13 protein-coding genes are annotated in these 16,807 nt (G+C 49.4%); 7 read left to right on the forward strand and 6 right to left on the reverse strand.

All coding sequences use genetic code 11. The annotated features are described in order from the left end of the window. Positions 1-52 precede the first annotated feature (52 nt). The 3 genes from fabZ (at position 53) to rnhB (ending at position 2,016) form a co-directional block, all read left to right on the forward strand. Positions 53-496: a 3-hydroxyacyl-ACP dehydratase FabZ gene (gene fabZ, locus RW114_RS07665; protein WP_340122154.1), complete on the forward strand. Its 444-nt coding sequence runs from the start codon at positions 53-55 to the stop codon at positions 494-496. A 2-nt stretch (positions 497-498) separates the two neighbouring features. Next, positions 499-1,269 carry an acyl-ACP--UDP-N-acetylglucosamine O-acyltransferase gene (lpxA, locus tag RW114_RS07670; protein ID WP_479687027.1) on the forward strand — a complete coding sequence of 257 codons (771 nt, stop codon included), beginning with the start codon at positions 499-501 and terminating at the stop codon, positions 1,267-1,269. Positions 1,270-1,428: 159 nt separating this feature from the next. Further along, positions 1,429-2,016 carry a ribonuclease HII gene (rnhB, locus tag RW114_RS07675; RefSeq protein ID WP_340122156.1) on the forward strand — a complete coding sequence of 196 codons (588 nt, stop codon included), beginning with the start codon at positions 1,429-1,431 and terminating at the stop codon, positions 2,014-2,016. Between the two features lie 47 nt (positions 2,017-2,063). Here rnhB and RW114_RS07680 read toward each other — a convergent pair whose 3' ends face one another. The 4 genes from RW114_RS07680 to RW114_RS07695 form a co-directional block, all read right to left on the reverse strand. Continuing rightward, on the reverse strand, positions 2,064-3,053 hold the full coding sequence (locus tag RW114_RS07680) for a serine/threonine protein kinase (RefSeq protein ID WP_340122157.1): 990 nt from the start codon (positions 3,051-3,053) through the stop codon (positions 2,064-2,066). Between the two features lie 77 nt (positions 3,054-3,130). Further along, positions 3,131-3,787, reverse strand: a complete 657-nt coding sequence (locus RW114_RS07685; RefSeq protein WP_340122159.1) for a peroxiredoxin family protein — start codon at positions 3,785-3,787, stop codon at positions 3,131-3,133. Positions 3,788-4,107: 320 nt separating this feature from the next. Then, positions 4,108-5,004, reverse strand: coding sequence for a (2E,6E)-farnesyl diphosphate synthase (gene ispA, locus RW114_RS07690; RefSeq protein ID WP_340122160.1), 897 nt, complete (start codon positions 5,002-5,004; stop codon positions 4,108-4,110). Beyond that, positions 4,997-5,230, reverse strand: coding sequence for an exodeoxyribonuclease VII small subunit (locus RW114_RS07695; RefSeq protein WP_340122161.1), 234 nt, complete (start codon positions 5,228-5,230; stop codon positions 4,997-4,999). Before RW114_RS07695 ends, ispA begins: the two co-directional genes overlap by 8 nt. A gap of 83 nt (positions 5,231-5,313) precedes the next feature. Between RW114_RS07695 and parE the strand changes: the two genes are divergently transcribed. The 4 genes from parE to RW114_RS07715 all read left to right on the forward strand — a co-directional run bounded on the left by parE (position 5,314) and on the right by RW114_RS07715 (position 10,327). After that, complete coding sequence (gene parE / locus RW114_RS07700; RefSeq protein WP_340122162.1) at positions 5,314-7,206, forward strand: DNA topoisomerase IV subunit B; 1,893 nt, start codon at positions 5,314-5,316, stop codon at positions 7,204-7,206. Positions 7,207-7,254: 48 nt separating this feature from the next. Beyond that, on the forward strand, positions 7,255-9,093 hold the full coding sequence (uvrC, locus tag RW114_RS07705) for an excinuclease ABC subunit UvrC (protein ID WP_340122163.1): 1,839 nt from the start codon (positions 7,255-7,257) through the stop codon (positions 9,091-9,093). Beyond that, positions 9,086-9,646, forward strand: a complete 561-nt coding sequence (gene pgsA / locus RW114_RS07710; protein WP_340122164.1) for a CDP-diacylglycerol--glycerol-3-phosphate 3-phosphatidyltransferase — start codon at positions 9,086-9,088, stop codon at positions 9,644-9,646. Before uvrC ends, pgsA begins: the two co-directional genes overlap by 8 nt. A gap of 81 nt (positions 9,647-9,727) precedes the next feature. Next, the gene (locus RW114_RS07715) at positions 9,728-10,327 is read left to right on the forward strand and encodes a TetR/AcrR family transcriptional regulator (RefSeq protein ID WP_340122165.1); all 600 of its coding nucleotides are present in this window, start codon (positions 9,728-9,730) and stop codon (positions 10,325-10,327) included. Between the two features lie 373 nt (positions 10,328-10,700). On the opposite strand, the gene RW114_RS07720 is transcribed toward RW114_RS07715, so the two are convergent. Both RW114_RS07720 and gltB read right to left on the reverse strand, forming a co-directional pair. Next, the gene (locus tag RW114_RS07720) at positions 10,701-12,143 is read right to left on the reverse strand and encodes a glutamate synthase subunit beta (RefSeq protein ID WP_340122166.1); all 1,443 of its coding nucleotides are present in this window, start codon (positions 12,141-12,143) and stop codon (positions 10,701-10,703) included. 36 nt (positions 12,144-12,179) lie between these two features. Next, on the reverse strand, positions 12,180-16,802 hold the full coding sequence (gltB, locus tag RW114_RS07725) for a glutamate synthase large subunit (RefSeq protein ID WP_340122167.1): 4,623 nt from the start codon (positions 16,800-16,802) through the stop codon (positions 12,180-12,182). Positions 16,803-16,807: the final 5 nt, after the last annotated feature.

Below are 16,807 nucleotides of genomic sequence, written 5' to 3' on the forward strand. Positions count from 1 at the left end.
CCTTTTACCGGTTATGAATAGTCATCAACTTTTAAGAGAAGCATCCTCAAATATGTCCATTAAGCTAGATATTTTACAAATACAAGAATTCTTGCCGCATCGTTACCCTTTTTTATTGGTTGATAAGGTTATTGAGTGTGAACCTGGCGTTAGACTACTGGGAGTAAAAAACGTTACTTATAACGAACCGTTTTTTCAAGGACATTTTCCACAAAAACCCATTATGCCGGGCGTACTGATTTTGGAGGCTCTGGCGCAATCTACCGGATTGCTGGCATCGGAAACAGCGGGCGATGAGCTGGCCGGGATGATTTATTACTTGACTGGTATTGATAAGGCCAAGTTTAAAAGACCTGTTGTGCCCGGTGATCAATTGATGCTGGAAGCAAGATTCCTTAAAAGCAAACGCAATATCTGGGCATTTGAATGCCGTGCAGAAGTCGATGGTGAGTTCGTTGCGAGTGCGGAAATCAGATGTGCAGCGGTGGTAAATTAGTTTTGATTGATCCGACAGCGATAATTGATAGTGAAGCGGAGCTGGCCGATGATGTATCGGTTGGCCCTTTTTCGGTCATAGGTCCCGGGGTAAAAATCGGTGCCGGTACGGTGATAGGTTCGCATGTTGTTATTAAGGGACCTACTACGATAGGTAAAGATAATCGCATCTATCAATTCACGTCCATCGGCGAAGATCCCCAAGACAAAAAATATGCAGCCGAGATAACCCGGCTGGAAATTGGTGACAGAAATACGATACGCGAGTACACCTCTATGCACAGAGGGACGAAGCAGGATCGCAGTCTCACCAAGATAGGCAATGACAACCTGTTTATGGCGTATACCCATGTGGCGCATGATTGCCTCATTGGCAATCATGTTATTATGGCCAATGGGGCCTCATTGGCAGGACATGTGCATTTACATAGTCATGCCATCTTGGGTGGATTTACCCTGGTGCATCAGTTCACCCAAATCGGCCAGTACAGCTTTGCCGCGATGGGCAGCGCGATTACCCAGGACATTCCCCCCTTTGTTATGGTCGGCGGTAAGCCTACCCGGCCGCACGGCATCAATTCAGTCGGTATGGAACGTAACGGCATCTCTCCTGAAGACATCAGGTTAATCAGAAAAGCCTACAAGATCATTTACAAGACCAATCTGCGTCTGGAAGATGCGATTGACCAAATGGAAGATTTGGCCGGTGAAAGCAAAGAATTGTCTGATATGGTCAGTTTTTTGCGCAATGTGAATCGCGGCATATTGCGATAAGCGCGGCTAAAACATGGAAAGGCAGTTTGTCCACGAAAAGCACGAAAGACACGAAATACAAATCTTCTCATTAGATAGATTGGTAGTTTTTTGAAAATTTTTGTGCTTTTTGTGTTTTTCGTGGACGAAAATGTTTTTGTTCCAGAGGTGTAAGCTGCTATGGATGACGATATTATCATTGCCGGCGTTGACGAAGCTGGACGCGGTCCGCTTGCAGGCCCGGTCTTCGCCGCAGCCGTTATCTTAGATCCCTTGAGGCCGATAACCGGATTGGCTGATTCCAAAATACTAAGCGCAAGCAAGCGCGATAGTCTGTATATCCTCATCAAGGAAGCAGCCTTAAGCTGGTCGATTGCTGAGGCCAGTGTTGAAGAGATCGATGAACTCAATATCCTGCAAGCCACGCTGCTGGCAATGCAAAGAGCGGTAAACGGCTTGCCTATCCAGCCGGATGAGGTTTTAGTGGATGGTAACCGTTTTCCTAAATTGTCGATGCCTGCCCAGGCCATCGTTAAAGGCGATAGCAAAGTGCAGGCGATCAGCGCAGCCTCAATATTGGCAAAAGTTGAACGGGATAAGTTGATGGTTGATTATCATCAAAACTACCCAGATTTTGCGTTTCATCTGCATAAGGGCTACGGCACCAAACAGCATCTGGCCGAAATCGAGCAATTCGGCTTTTTAGATGTACACAGAAGAACCTTCAATCCGGTAAAAACCATGCTGATGCGGCAGGGTAAGCTTTAAACCGAGTGCGTAGGATGTGCTGAACAACGTGAAGCGCATCAATCGCGTTAAACCAACTCAAGCGGCCCTTCATTCATTAACGCGATCTGTTCGCGCAGCTCAATAATTCGATCCTGCCAATAACGCGGGGTATCAAACCACGGGAACGCCATAGGGAACGCGGGATCATCCCAGCGCCGTGCAATCCAGGCAGAATAATGAATCAGGCGCAAGGTACGCAGCGCTTCAATCAGATGCAGTTCCCGGGTATCGAAATCGTAAAAAGTCCGGTAGCCGGATAGCAGATGGTTTAATTGGACAGTCATGTCGGCGCGATCTCCTGACAGCAGCATCCACAAATCCTGTATCGCCGGGCCCATTCGGCTGTCATCGAAATCAACAAAATGCGGGCCGTCATCGGTCCATAAAATATTGCCGGGATAACAATCGCCGTGCAGACGGATGTTTTTTACCTTACCGGCGCGTTCAAAGCAACATCTTACGCCATCCAGAGCGTGTTCAGAGACACTGCGGTAAGCCTCGATAAGGTCTGCCGGGATGAAGTTATTTGCCAGCAGAAAAGCTCTGGGGTTGTCGCCAAAACCGGCAATATCAAGTGTCGGACGTTCCTTAAAAGGCTTTAGCGCGCCGACAGCATGAATGCGCGCGATAAATCGGCCCATCCACTCGAGCTTGTCGCGACCATCAAGTTCCGGCACGCGGCCGCCTTGCCTGGGAAATACCGAAAAGCGGAAGCCATCGGCGTGGATTAAGGTTTGATTTTCGCCAAAGGGAATGGCGGGTACCACAGGGATTTCAGCGTCGAATAAATCCTGAATGAAAGCATGTTCTTCAAGAATGGCGGCAGTCGTCCAGCGCTCGGGTCTGTAGAACTTGGTTACAATAAAAGAGGCATCCGCCATGCCGACCTGATAGACGCGATTTTCATAGCTATTGAGCGCCAGCAGTCGGCCGTCGCTATGCAGGCCGATACTGTCGAGCGCGTTCAATATAATGTCGGGAGTGAGTGCTGAAAATGGAGTGAGATTAGTATTCATGGTTGCCATTGTACCGCTGAATTCAGTTATGCCTTAATTAACCTGAGTTCGGGATAAGCATTAGGCTTGGGCAAACATTATTCCTGCAATAATTCGAGTATCCGCACTTCCAGTTCGGGATAAGTGCCAAATGCACAGTCCCTGAGTATGCCTTGTTTATTCACCAGAATATGCGAGGGTGTGCCTTTTAACTCGAAACGTTCGAAGGTTTCCGCATGGTAATCAAGGGGCTGTAAGTAATGTAGTACTTGCTGCCTGAGCTGTTGTTGATGCGCTTTTGATTGTTGTTCGAACTCGGGCATATGATTTTGAATGAAGTTGGTGATGACGTTATCGCTCACTTCGCCGCGCTGTCTGAGCAGATCCATCGCCAGCGGAAAGGGAATGCGATAGGGCAGGTGACCTGCGTTTAACTTGCCTTGTTGGCTTAACACGCGCAACGTTTCGCCGACCACCTCACCATGTTCAGCCAGACGGATTAGGTTTTCCAGGTTGTTTTTATCAAAATCCTCAAATGCGGTGGCGATGCCCAATACCGTTAAACCGTGTTCCGAATATTTTTGGTATAAGGATACTGCCTGAGGCAATGCATATAAAAAACAACCCGGACAATTGACTTGAAATACTTCGACTAATACGACTTGGCCTGTTAACCGGTCAAAATTTACCTCATTTCCCTGAACCCAGGCAGACACGGATAATAACGGGGCTTTTTGACCTATTTTCGCTTTCATTTTAAATGGCCAGGACTCGGATAATTCAAGTTGTGCATCGGTAGGCTCATTTTTGAGGCTATCAGGCGGGCCAGTGCAGTGGAAAGTCCTACAGCACTGGATGATATTCCCGACTGATAACATGGGCTTTAAATATTACCCTCCAGCAAACTGCAATTATAGATGTCGTTAGCAGCAATACCAAGGTCGACAACCCTCCTGACTACCGAACAGGCCGCTGAATTTACGTCTAAACTACTACTGTTATATAGTATCAGTCAGCTTCTAACTCTATGCTTTTCGGATGACATTAACTGAAACACATCTCGGTCAGCAGTCTCCTAGTGATCCCGTTGAATGATATAAAGCGATAAAGCACGCAATAAATCGGCTTCGCTGCCGAAAATGCTCAGGTTGACCAGCGCTTGCTCATGCAGCTCCTGGGCTTTTTGTTTGGCTCCGGCCAAGCCTAAAAGGGCGGGGTAGGTGGGCTTATTATTATCCTGGTCTTTGCCTTGGGTTTTGCCCAAGGTTGCGGTATCGCTTTCTTCGTCGAGAATGTCGTCCTTAACTTGAAACGATAAGCCTATGCACTTGGCATAATTATCCAGTTTCTTGGCAACAGTGGAATCTATATCCGCTTTGGCCAGAGTAGCCATATTGACGCTGGCACGAATCAACGCACCGGTTTTATGGATATGCATGTTTTCCAGTTCAGGCAGGGTCAAGCTTGTTCCTACGGATTCCAGGTCGATGGCCTGACCGCCTACCATGCCCTGGGAACCGCCGGCTTTGGTTAACGCAGTGATCATTTTCAAGCGGCCTTCGGCGGTTGCGGTGATGCTGGGATCATTGGCCAGTATTTCAAAAGCCAAAGCCTGCAACGCATCCCCGGTTAAAATAGCGGTCGCTTCATCAAAAGCCACATGGCAGGTGGCTTTTCCGCGTCTGAGATCGTCATCATCCATCGCTGGCAAATCGTCATGTATCAATGAATAAACGTGGATGAACTCTACAGCGCAAGCCGGTCCGTCCAATGCTTCAGGGGCTATGCCCAGTGTTTTTCCGGTGCAATAGGTCAGCATCGGGCGCATACGTTTGCCGCCATCCAATACGCTGTAACGCATGGCTCGATGCAGTTTTTGCGGCAATATGTTTTCGCCGGGCAGGCGAGCGTCTAAAGCCTTTTCTGCACGGTTTTGACAAAAATCAAGATAGTCTTTTAACGCATTACTCATCGGTAAATGGCTCCAGGGTTTGAGTGCCGTTTTTTTCAATTAGGATTTGAACTTTCTGTTCGGCCTCTTGCAGGGCTTTTTGACAGGTGCGGGTCAGGTTAACCCCGCGCTCAAATGACTTTAATGATTCTTCCAGCGAAAGTTCGCCCTGTTCAAGCTGGTTGACCAATTGTTCAAGTTCGGCGAGGGAATCTTCAAATAAAGTCGCGGTTTTCTTTTTCGGCATGAGATAAAAATATTTTTAATGATACGATGTATAGATGAACCAGAACATTATATATGAAATTGAATTGTGAGTGATTAGGAAGTATGAGTAACGAATATAACGCGTCGGCAATTGAAGTTTTAAGCGGATTGGAGCCGGTGCGAAAGCGCCCCGGCATGTACACGGATACCACAAGGCCCAACCATCTGGTGCAGGAAGTTGTCGATAACAGCGTTGATGAAGCGATGGCCGGTCATGCTACGTCCATCGATGTGGTCTTGTATAAAGACGGCTCGGTGCAGGTCACTGATAATGGCCGGGGTATGCCGGTCGATATACATCCCGAACAAGGCATTCCCGGTGTTGAGGTGATTTTGACCCAACTGCATGCGGGCGGAAAGTTTTCCAATAAAAATTACCAGTTTTCCGGCGGTTTGCATGGTGTCGGCGTCTCTGTCGTTAATGCTTTGTCGGCAAAGCTGGAAGTGGAAGTCAAAAGGAATGGCAAGGTTTACCGGATGGATTATGCCGATGGTGAAAAACAAACTGAATTGATGGAGACCGGCACGGTCGGCAAGAACAATACCGGAACGGCTATCCGGTTCTGGCCGAATGAAAAATATTTCGATTCCAATAAAATATCGGTCTTAAAGCTTAAGCATGTGTTGCGTGCCAAGGCGGTTTTATGTCCGGGCTTGAAAATATCATTGAAAGTCGATCAAACCGACGAAGACTATTTTTGGTGTTATCAGGACGGCCTGAAGGAATATTTGCTCGACCGCATCGGCGATATTGACTATAGCCCGGAACAGCCGTTTATGGGCAATATGGCCGCCAATCATGAAGCGGTTGAATGGGGCATCGTCTGGGCGATTGAAAATCCTGCGGAAGTGCTGGCCGAAAGTTACGTGAATCTGGTGCCGACCGCGCAAGGCGGCACCCACGTCAACGGCTTGCGGGCGGGTCTGACCGAAGCGATGCGCGAGTTTTGCGACATCCGAAATATCCTGCCGCGCGGCGTTAAAGTCGCCCCGGAAGATGTCTGGGAAAACTGCCATTTTGTGCTGTCGGTAAAGCTGGAAGACCCGCAGTTTTCAGGGCAAACCAAGGAACGACTCAGCTCCCGAGAATGCGTGGCCTTTGTGTCCGGCGTGGCAAAAGACGGCTTCAGTCTATGGTTAAACCAGAACCCGGCCGAAGGCGAGAAAATTGCCGAAATCATTATTTCCAGCGCGCAAAAGCGGCTGCGCTCCAATAAAAAGATCATCCGCAAAAAAATCACTTCAGGCCCCGCATTGCCGGGTAAATTGGCCGACTGTTCGGCGCAGGACTTATCCCGAACTGAATTATTTCTGGTCGAAGGGGACTCGGCCGGCGGTTCGGCCAAACAGGCTAGGGAACGTGATTTTCAGGCCATTATGCCGTTGCGCGGCAAGATTTTGAATACTTGGGAAGTCGAGTCCGCTCAGGTGATGGCGTCGCAGGAAGTCCATGATATTGCCGTGGCCTTAGGCATAGAGCCGGGTTCTTCCGACTTGCAGAACCTGCGTTACGGTAAGGTGTGCATCCTGGCCGATGCCGATTCCGACGGCAACCATATTGCGACCCTGATCTGCGCGTTGTTTTATCAGCATTTCAATGCGCTGGTGGTAGCAGGACACGTCTTTGTTGCGATGCCGCCGTTGTACCGGATCGATGTCGGCAAGAGGGTGTTTTACGCGCTGGATGAAGCCGAAAGACTAGGGGTGCTGGATCGCATTGCCGCCGAAAAACTCAAAGGCCAAATCAATGTCCAACGCTTTAAAGGCCTGGGCGAGATGAACCCCAGCCAGCTGAGGGAAACCACGATGAATCCGGATACCCGCAGACTGGTGCAGTTAACGGTTGAGGAAAACGACGATACCAACGGTCAGCTGGATTTATTGCTGGCCAAAAAACGTTCGCAAGACCGGAAGGTGTGGCTGGAAACCAAGGGCAATCTGGCGGATATAGCGTAATGTAAGATCATGAAAACCTTGCAATGTTTTATGTTACCAGGATAAAGTGTGAGTCCCGATTCATCAGAAAACCATTTTGACGTAACAGCGTTTTTAAAAACCCTGACCACGCGCCCCGGCATTTACAAGATGCTCAATGACCAGGGCGAGATCATTTATATCGGCAAGGCTAAAAACCTTAAAAACCGGGTTTCCAGCTATTTTAAAAAGCAAACGGCCTCGACCAAGCAACAGACGATGGTCGCCAAGATTGCGAACATTGAAGTTACGGTAACGCATACCGAAGGCGAGGCATTGTTGCTGGAATGCCAGCAAATCAAACGCCATAAACCCCGATACAATATCTGCTTAAGAGACGATAGATCCTACCCCTATATTTTCCTGTCTACGGATCAGGATTTTCCCCAGATCACCCTGCATCGCGGCGCAAAAAAGCGTAAGGGTAAATATTTCGGTCCTTATCCGGGTATCGGCGCCATCAAGGAAAGTCTGAAATTGCTGCAACGGATTTTTCCGATCAGGCAATGCGAGGATTCAGTTTTCAACAATCGTTCCCGGCCTTGTTTACAACACCAGATAGGCCGCTGTACTGCGCCCTGCGTCGGTCTAATCGATAAAGCCGGCTATGCGCAGGATGTTGGCAGCACGGTGCTGTTTCTGGAAGGCAAGGGCAGTCTGCTGATTGACCAGTTGATTGTTAAGATGGAACAGGCGGCGGCTAGTCAGGAATATGAGCAGGCCGCCGGTTTCAGGGATCAGATCGCAAAATTGCGCTCGGTGCTGGAAAAGCATTTTGTGCATGGCGAACGCGGCGATGTCGATATTATTGCTTGCGCTACCAAAGCCGGCGTGGCATGTGTACAGGTATTTTTTATCCGCAACGGACAGCATCTGGGCAACAAGGTATTTTATCCCAAGATAACTGATGACTATGATCCGGCCGCTATCGTCCAGGCGTTCATTCCGCAATATTACTTAGATAAACAGACGCCTCATGAATTGATCGTCAGTCATCAACCGGAAGAAGTCGAGTTGTTGATGGAAGTGTTGGCGACTCAGGCAAAACATCCGGTGGCTATTTCTCATCATGTCAGGGGCGAGCGCTTAAAATGGCTGCAAATGGCCTGTACCAACGCCGAAAATTCATTGCTGAGCAAGTTGTCCGATAAACAGGGGATTTATGCCAGGTTTCTCAGTTTGCAGGAAGAATTGGGCTGCAAGGAATTGCCGAAACGCCTGGAATGCTTTGATATTAGTCACACCCAGGGCGAACAGACGGTTGCGTCCTGCGTTGTTTTTGACCGGGAAGGTCCGGTAAAATCGGCTTATCGCCGGTTTAATATAGAAGGCATAACCGGCGGCGATGATTATGCGGCCATACATCAAGCGGTATTCAGGCGTTTTAAGCGGCTCAAACAGGGAGAACATACGGCCCCGGATATATTGCTCATCGACGGCGGCAAAGGCCAAGTGCATGAAGCGCAAAAGGCACTGGCGGAATTAGACATAAATAATGTTATGATAGTCGGTGTTTCCAAAGGGCCGGATAGAAAACCCGGCATGGAAAAGCTGATTCTGGTGGAGCAGGAGCAGCCGATAGATATAAAGCCGGGAGCCAGCGGTCTGTTGTTGATTCAGCATATTCGCGATGAAGCGCACCGGTTTGCGATAACAGGACACAGGCAGCGTCGAGGCAAGGCTAAAAAACAATCGGCTATGGAAGCCATTCCGGGATTGGGGCCTAAACGGCGACAGATTTTGTTGAAACAATTTGGGGGTCTGCAAGGCATTTCACAAGCTGGCGTGGATGCTCTTTGCAGTGTAGACGGCATAAGTCGTTCTGTGGCACAACGAATATACGAACTATTCCATCATCAAGATGATTGAATTTAACTTACCTACAAATCTTACGCTGTTAAGAATCGCGTTAATTCCTTTATTAACCGTGGTTTTTTACTTGCCTTGGGAATATTCCAATGTTGCCTGCATGCTGATTTTTTTAGCTGCGGGGATCACCGATTGGCTGGACGGCTATCTTGCCAGAAAGATGCAGATGGAAACGCCGTTCGGGGCTTTTTTAGATCCCGTGGCGGATAAATTGATGGTGTCCATGATTTTGGTGTTGATCGTCCAGCAGCAAGCCAGTCCTTATCTGGCTATTCCTGCCGCTGTCATTATCGGCAGGGAAATCACTATTGCTTCGTTGCGAGAATGGATGGCAGAAATAGGACAGCGGGCGCAGGTTAAAGTTTCCCAATTGGGAAAATGGAAAACCACGGCGCAAATGCTGGCAATTGGCATGTTGTTATATCGCGAAGATTTACTGGGTATACCCATAAATTATTGCGGCTACGGCTTGTTGTATATTGCGGCGATATTGACATTATGGTCGATGATTAATTACTTAAGGGCTGCACTGGCGGTATTGACCGCAAAATAGAATTGGGTCTGTAACCTATAGACCGCTTGGATTTTCAATAACACATAATACAGCGCATTGAATCAGCTGTGAAAGAAGAACATGGATCAGGAAATAGAAAATATTCAGACTAAATCTGAAGTGCAGGATGAAATATTGTTGGCGGCCTTGAAATTATTTACCGAGAAAGGTTATTTCAATACATCGCTAATCGATATTAAAGAGGCAGCCGGACTAAGAGCCATCGGCATAATCTATCCGCACTTTAAAACCAAACAAATGATTGCGGCGCAGTTGCATGCAAACATACTCGAAAGCTTAAGCATCTCCATTGATGACATAAGGCATACCAATGAAAAATCATCCGAGCAATTACGGGGCATTGTCGATTTGCTGTTCAAATTAACCGATGACGCGCCCGATGTGCTGCGGTTTTTGTTGATTTTGAACGTCAACGAGTTTTTGCCGGAAGCAAAGCAGCTACATGAATCCGCAGCTTTCAAGAAAATCATCAATATCATTGAAGTCGGCATCAAGGAAGGGGAGATACGCAATATCAGCCCGCAGCTGGGCTACGCCGAGTTCTTCGGTATTATTGATAATATCCTGCGACTGGTGTTGACAGGTTTTCTTGACAGGAAAGCCGATTTTTATCAGTCGCAAGCCTGGCTTGCGGCATGGAATGCAGTTGTCAAAAAATGAGTGGATTAATTAATCACCAAGTCATGCAAGGCTGGAATAAGTCAGTTTGAATGTAAGCGAAGGCAGGAGATTTCGGCACAGTGGCGATCAAAGCCGATTGAATGCAAGTGCTTGTTTCTGGATTGGAGGAAAAATATGGGGGACATAGTTCAATTTAAACGACCCAAACTGTCAGAACTGCATAAAGGCAATACCCTATGCCGTAGCGGTTTTCATAAATGGGAAGTCTTAAATGAACAGCAGTTTGATGTTAAACAAGGGAAGTTGATCACCGTTTATCAATGTAAGCGGTGTTCGAAAATAAAATCTAAGGCACTTTAAGCGGGCTGTTTGTGGGAGCGACTAAAGCCAATCCCACAAAACAGCTGGATCATTACCTCGGCAGTTCCGATGCCCCCATCAGGAACTCATCCACTGCTTTGGCGGCTTGTCTGCCTTCACGTATCGCCCATACCACCAACGATTGCCCGCGTCTTCCGTCACCTGCGGCGAATACTTTATCGACCGAAGTTTGATAGTGTTTGTCAGTAGCTTTGATGTTGTTACGCTCAAGTTCAACGCCCAGTTCTTTCAACAAGCCTTCGTGTACCGGGTGAACGAAACCCATGGCTAAAAACACGATATCCGCGTCCAGAATGAAGGCGCTGTCGGGCTTTTCGCTCATTTTCCACTGGCCGCCTTCTTGTTTCCACTCCACTTCGACCGCGTTCAGATGGGTTATTTTCCCCTCTTTTCCGGTAACACTTTTTGTGTTGACGCTCCAGTAACGCTTTTTGATGCCTTCATTATGTGAAGACGTGGTGCGTAACTTGTTAGGCCACAGCGGCCAAGTGAGCAATTTGTTCTCTTTTTCAGGCGGTTGCGGCAGAATTTCGATCTGTACCACGGATGCTGCACCCTGACGAATCGAGGTGCCGATGCAATCGGAACCGGTATCGCCGCCGCCGATAACTACGACATGCTTGTCGGTTGCGGTTATCGCGACATCTTCGGCTATAACATCGCCTGCATTACGCTTGTTTTGCTGACGCAAGAAATCCATCGCATAATAAACGCCTTGATAGTCATTACGTCCGGGGACTTCCAGGTCGCGAGGATGTTCGGAGCCTACCGCTAAAACCACGGCGTCGTAATCGGCGAGTATTTTCTGCGCGGAAATATCGGTACCGATATGGCTGTTGGGTCTGAAGCTGACGCCCTCTGCCTGCATTTGTGCAATACGCCGGTCAATGTGTGATTTTTCCATCTTGAAATCGGGAATGCCGTAGCGCAATAAGCCGCCGATACGGTCATTCTTTTCATAGACCACAACTTCATGCCCGGCACGTGCCAGCTGTTGAGCGCAGGCCAGTCCCGAAGGTCCTGAACCTATTACCGCTACCCGTTTGCCGGTACGTTTTTCCGGAATTTGCGGTTTTACCCAGCCCATTGCCCAGCCTTTGTCGATAATGGCGCATTCTATCGACTTAATGGTTACCGGCTGGTCCTGTAAATTGAGCGTACAAGCTGCCTCGCAGGGCGCAGGGCAGATGCGTCCGGTAAATTCAGGGAAATTGTTGGTGCTGTGTAAAGTTTCCAACGCCTGTTGCCAATCCCCTTGATAAACATTGTCATTCCAGTCGGGAATAATATTATTGACAGGGCAGCCCTGATGGCAAAAAGGAATGCCGCAATCCATGCATCTTGAACCCTGCTCAGCCAATTCGGTATCACTGGGGAATAGCGTAAATTCGCGATAATGCTGGATACGATCACTCGGTGACGTCATGTGCCGCTCAGTGCGTGCTAGTTCCATAAACCCGGTTGGTTTACCCATCTTTAAATACCTTCTACTTAAATAGTGTCGCAATGATTATGCGGTCGCAGCTGCTGCTTGTTCAGCCTGGATTTGTTTGAGTGCTTCGCGATAATCGACCGGCATGACTTTAACAAAGCGTGGCAAATAATCCTGCCAGTTATCCAGAATGTGCTGCGCTCTTGCGCTGTTGGTATAGCGCTTATGGTTTTCAATTAAATGCTTTAAGCGTTGCTCATCATAACGGGTCATATCGGACATAATGTGGACACGTCCGTGGGTTTCCATGTCGCCGCCCTGATGTGCGAAAGCTTCCAGCGTGTCGTCTTCTATGAGGATGGGTTCGAGTTCCACCATGGCCATATTGCAACGCTTTTCGAAATCGCCTTGTTCATCCAGCACATAAGCCACACCGCCTGACATGCCCGCCGCAAAATTGCGGCCGGTCTGTCCGAGTACGACCACGACGCCGCCGGTCATGTATTCGCAGCCATGATCGCCCACGCCTTCGATGACGGCGAGAGCGCCCGAATTGCGCACCGCAAAACGTTCACCCGCAACGCCGCTGAAATAACATTCGCCGCTGACGGCACCGTACAACACGGTGTTGCCGACGATGATATTTTCGGCTGGATTAATGGGGCAGTCTTTAGGCTGGTAAATAGCGATACGCCCGCCGCTCATGCCTTTGCCTACATAATCATTACCATCGCCTTCAAGGTCGATGCTGATGCCTTGCGCCAAAAATGCGCCAAAACTTTGACCGGCGGTGCCTTTGACATGAATTACTATGGTATCGGCAGGCAAGCCTTTATGGCCATAACGTTTGGCGACTTCGCCGGACAGCATTGCACCGAAAGTCCGGTTAATGTTGCGGATAGGCGTGTTGATAATCACCGGTTGTCCATTTTCCAGCGCCGGTTGGGCTTGCGCAATCAAGCTATGATCCAGCGCTTGGGTCAAGCCGTGATCCTGGCGTTCGTAGTTATAAAGAATAGTGCCGGGGTCCACGGCAGGTTTATAGAAAACCCGGCTAAAATCCAGTCCCTCGGTTTTCCAATGGTTCAGTGAGCGTTGCATGTCCAGCTTGTCCGAGCGCCCGATCATTTCATTAAAACTGCGGAAACCCAGTTTTGCCATCCATTGGCGCACATCTTCTGCAACCATGAAGAAATAATTGACCACATGCTCCGGTTGTCCGGTAAAACGTTTGCGCAGTTCAGGATCTTGCGTCGCCACACCGACCGGGCAGGTGTTCAGATGGCATTTGCGCATCATTAAACAACCTGACACGATCAATGGCGCAGTGGCAAAGCCGAATTCATCCGCACCCAATAATGCGCCGATGATCACATCGCGCCCGGTGCGCAAACCGCCGTCGACTTGGACGGCGATACGTCCGCGCAGTTTGTTGAGTACCAGTGTTTGATGGGTTTCTGCAAGGCCGATTTCCCACGGCAACCCGGCGTGTTTGATCGAGGTCATTGGACTTGCGCCGGTGCCGCCGTCAAAACCGGAAATGGTGACATGATCGGCGTGGGCTTTGGAAACGCCCGCTGCAACAGTGCCGACACCGACTTCCGATACTAATTTAACGCTGATCCGCGCTTCGGGATTGACGTTTTTCAAGTCATGAATCAGCTGCGCCAAATCTTCAATCGAATAAATGTCATGGTGCGGCGGCGGCGATATTAAGCCTACGCCTCGCGTGGAATGACGTACTTTGGCGATAACCGCGTCGACTTTATGTCCGGGCAGTTGTCCGCCTTCGCCGGGTTTGGCACCCTGGCTGACTTTTATCTGAATGTCGTCGGCATTGACCAGATATTCTGTGGTCACACCAAAACGGCCGGAAGCGACCTGTTTAATCGCCGAACGCATCGAATCGCCGTTGGGCAGAGGTTTGAAGCGCTCCGGAAGTTCTCCGCCCTCGCCGGTATTGGATTTGCCGCCGATGCGATTCATCGCAATGGCCAAATTAGTGTGCGCTTCGTAGGAAATCGAGCCGAACGACATGGCGCCGGTTGCAAAACGTTTGACGATGTCCGCAGCAGATTCCACTTCATCCAGCGGTACGGGCGCTGCATCTTCCTTGAATGACATTAAACCGCGCAAGGTCAGTAAGGCTTCGCCCTGTTCATCAATCAGGCGAGCAAATTCGGCATATTTTTCATAGCTGTTACTGCGCGTTGCGTGTTGCAAGGTGCTGATGGTTGCAGGTGTCCAGGTATGCGCTTCGCCACGTATACGGTAGGCATATTCGCCGCCAACATCCAGCGCATCGCGGTATAACGGCGCATTGCCGAAAGCAATCCGGTGGCGGCGAGCGGTTTCTTCGCTGATTTGGGCTAAACCGACACCTTCGACAGTGCTGGTTGTGCCGGTGAAATAGCGGTCCAGAAACGGTTCTGCCAAACCGAGAGCATTAAAAATTTGTGCGCCGCAATAAGACTGGTAAGTCGAAATACCCATTTTGGACATGACTTTAAGCAGGCCTTTGGAGATCGCCTTGGTATAGCGTTTGTGTGCTTCATACTCGGTGAGGTCGGAAATGTTTTCACAAAGTCCGGAGAGTGTGTCAAACGCCAGATAAGGATTAACCGCTTCCGCACCGTAAGCCGCCAGCAGCGCAAAATGATGGACTTCGCGCGCTTCGCCGGTTTCAACAACCAAACCGACTTTAGTACGCAGACCTTCGCGGGTCAAGTAGTGATGCACCGCAGAAGTTGCGAGCAGGGCAGGTATCGCGATATGGGCAACATCCAGGTCGCGGTCGGACAGAGCCAGGATATTATTGCCTTCTTCAACAGCCTGTTTTGCCGCAAGACACAGGTTATCGAGTGCCGCTTCCATGCCGCTTGCTCCCAAATCGGAGGAATAGCAAAGCGTCAGGGTTTTAGTCTTGAATACGCCGCCGGTACGTGTTTCGATGCGGCGAATCTTTTCCAAATCCTGATTGGTCAAAATAGGCTGATCTACTTCCAGACGCATGTGAGTGCCGCCTTCGTCCAGGCCCAATAAATTAGGGCGTGGGCCGATCAGTGAAACCAAAGACATGACCAATTCTTCGCGGATAGGATCTATGGCAGGGTTGGTGACCTGGGCAAAGCCTTGTTTGAAATAATCGTATAATAAGCGCGAACGCTCAGATAACACCGCCAGTGCAGCATCGATGCCCATTGAGCTGATCGATTCCTGTCCGGTTTTTGCCATCGGTTTCAGAATGAATTCAATATCTTCACGGGTATAACCGAAAGCTTGTTGTCTATCCAGCAGGGTATGCGCATCCGGTGCCATTGCGGAAATTTCGGCAGGCAGATCGGCGAGCATAATTTGTGTTTTGCTCAGCCACTCGGCATAAGGGTGGTAAGCTGCCAAATTGGCTTTCAATTCCGCGTCGTCGATAATACGGCCTTGTTCGGTGTCGATCAGCAGCATTTTGCCCGGTTGCAAACGCCATTTTTTGATGATCTTGTGCTGGGGGATTTCAAGTACGCCCATTTCCGAGGCCATAATCACGAAATCATCATCGGTGACCAAGTAGCGCGCAGGACGCAAGCCGTTGCGATCCAGGGTTGCGCCGATTTGGCGGCCATCGGTGAAGGCGATGGCCGCAGGTCCGTCCCAGGGTTCCATCAGGGCAGCGTTATATTCGTAAAACGCGCGCAGTTTTTCGTCCATTAACACGTTGCCGGACCATGCTTCTGGGATCAGCAATATCATCGCATGGGCGAGTGTATAGCCGCCCGCCAGCAATAATTCCAGTGCATTGTCGAAACAGGCCGAATCAGATTGCTGTTCGTTGATCAACGGCCACAGTTTGTGCATATCGTCGCCCAAAACTTTGGACGCGATGGAATGACGACGTGCCGCCATGCCGTTAACATTGCCGCGCAAGGTGTTGATTTCGCCGTTATGGGCGATCAGCCGGAAAGGATGCGCCAGATCCCAGGTCGGAAAGGTGTTGGTGGAAAAACGCTGATGCACCAACGCCAGGGCGCTGTCCATGCGCTCGTCGTTCAAATCCGGATAAAACGCTCCGACCTGATCTGCCAGCAACATGCCTTTGTAGACTATGGTGCGTGACGATAACGACGGAATATAAAAAGAGTGGCCATGATCCAGCTTCAAATCGCGGACGGCGTTTTCAACTTGCTTGCGGATCACAAACAGCTTGCGCTCAAAAGCGTCTTGATCTGCGCAATCATTGCTGCGACCGATAAAAAGCTGCCGTATAAACGGTTCAACCAGTTTTACCGATTCACCCAGGGTTTGGTTGTCGACCGGCACATCGCGCCAACCTAACAGCACGGCATTTTCGCGCACAATGATGTCGGTTAACAGCTTCTCGCAAGTGGCTCGATTGGCGGTGTCGCTAGGTAAAAATATCATGCCGACCGCATAATCTCCGGCTTTCGGGAGAGAGATGCTAAGTTTGTCGCATTCCGCGCGGAAAAAAGCATCGGGAATTTGAAGCAAAATACCAGCGCCATCGCCCGCATGGATATCTGCGCCGACCGCGCCACGGTGGGTCAGGTTGATCAGTAATTCCAAACCCTGACGCACGATTTCATGGCTTTTGTGACCCTTTATATGAACGATAAAACCCACGCCGCAAGCATCATGTTCATTACGTGGATCATATAAACCCTGTCTGGTCGGTAGCGTACTTTGACTCATTGTCA

Origin of the sequence: Methylobacter svalbardensis, from assembly GCF_037671525.1 — a bacterium.
In the GTDB taxonomy this organism is placed as follows: domain Bacteria; phylum Pseudomonadota; class Gammaproteobacteria; order Methylococcales; family Methylomonadaceae; genus Methylobacter_A; species Methylobacter_A svalbardensis.

Bases quoted from the DNA above. Each gene is read 5' to 3' on its own strand.
- ispA (WP_340122160.1), bottom strand. From the start codon at position 5,004: ATGAGTAATGCGTTAAAAGACTATCTTGATTTTTGTCAAAACCGTGCA.
- parE (WP_340122162.1), top strand. From the start codon at position 5,314: ATGAGTAACGAATATAACGCGTCGGCAATTGAAGTTTTAAGCGGATTG.
- fabZ (WP_340122154.1), top strand. From the start codon at position 53: ATGTCCATTAAGCTAGATATTTTACAAATACAAGAATTCTTGCCGCAT.
- gltB (WP_340122167.1), bottom strand. From the start codon at position 16,802: ATGAGTCAAAGTACGCTACCGACCAGACAGGGTTTATATGATCCACGT.
- pgsA (WP_340122164.1), top strand. From the start codon at position 9,086: ATGATTGAATTTAACTTACCTACAAATCTTACGCTGTTAAGAATCGCG.
- RW114_RS07695 (WP_340122161.1), bottom strand. From the start codon at position 5,230: ATGCCGAAAAAGAAAACCGCGACTTTATTTGAAGATTCCCTCGCCGAA.
- rnhB (WP_340122156.1), top strand. From the start codon at position 1,429: ATGGATGACGATATTATCATTGCCGGCGTTGACGAAGCTGGACGCGGT.
- RW114_RS07720 (WP_340122166.1), bottom strand. From the start codon at position 12,143: ATGGGTAAACCAACCGGGTTTATGGAACTAGCACGCACTGAGCGGCAC.
- RW114_RS07680 (WP_340122157.1), bottom strand. From the start codon at position 3,053: ATGAATACTAATCTCACTCCATTTTCAGCACTCACTCCCGACATTATA.
- RW114_RS07685 (WP_340122159.1), bottom strand. From the start codon at position 3,787: ATGAAAGCGAAAATAGGTCAAAAAGCCCCGTTATTATCCGTGTCTGCC.
- RW114_RS07715 (WP_340122165.1), top strand. From the start codon at position 9,728: ATGGATCAGGAAATAGAAAATATTCAGACTAAATCTGAAGTGCAGGAT.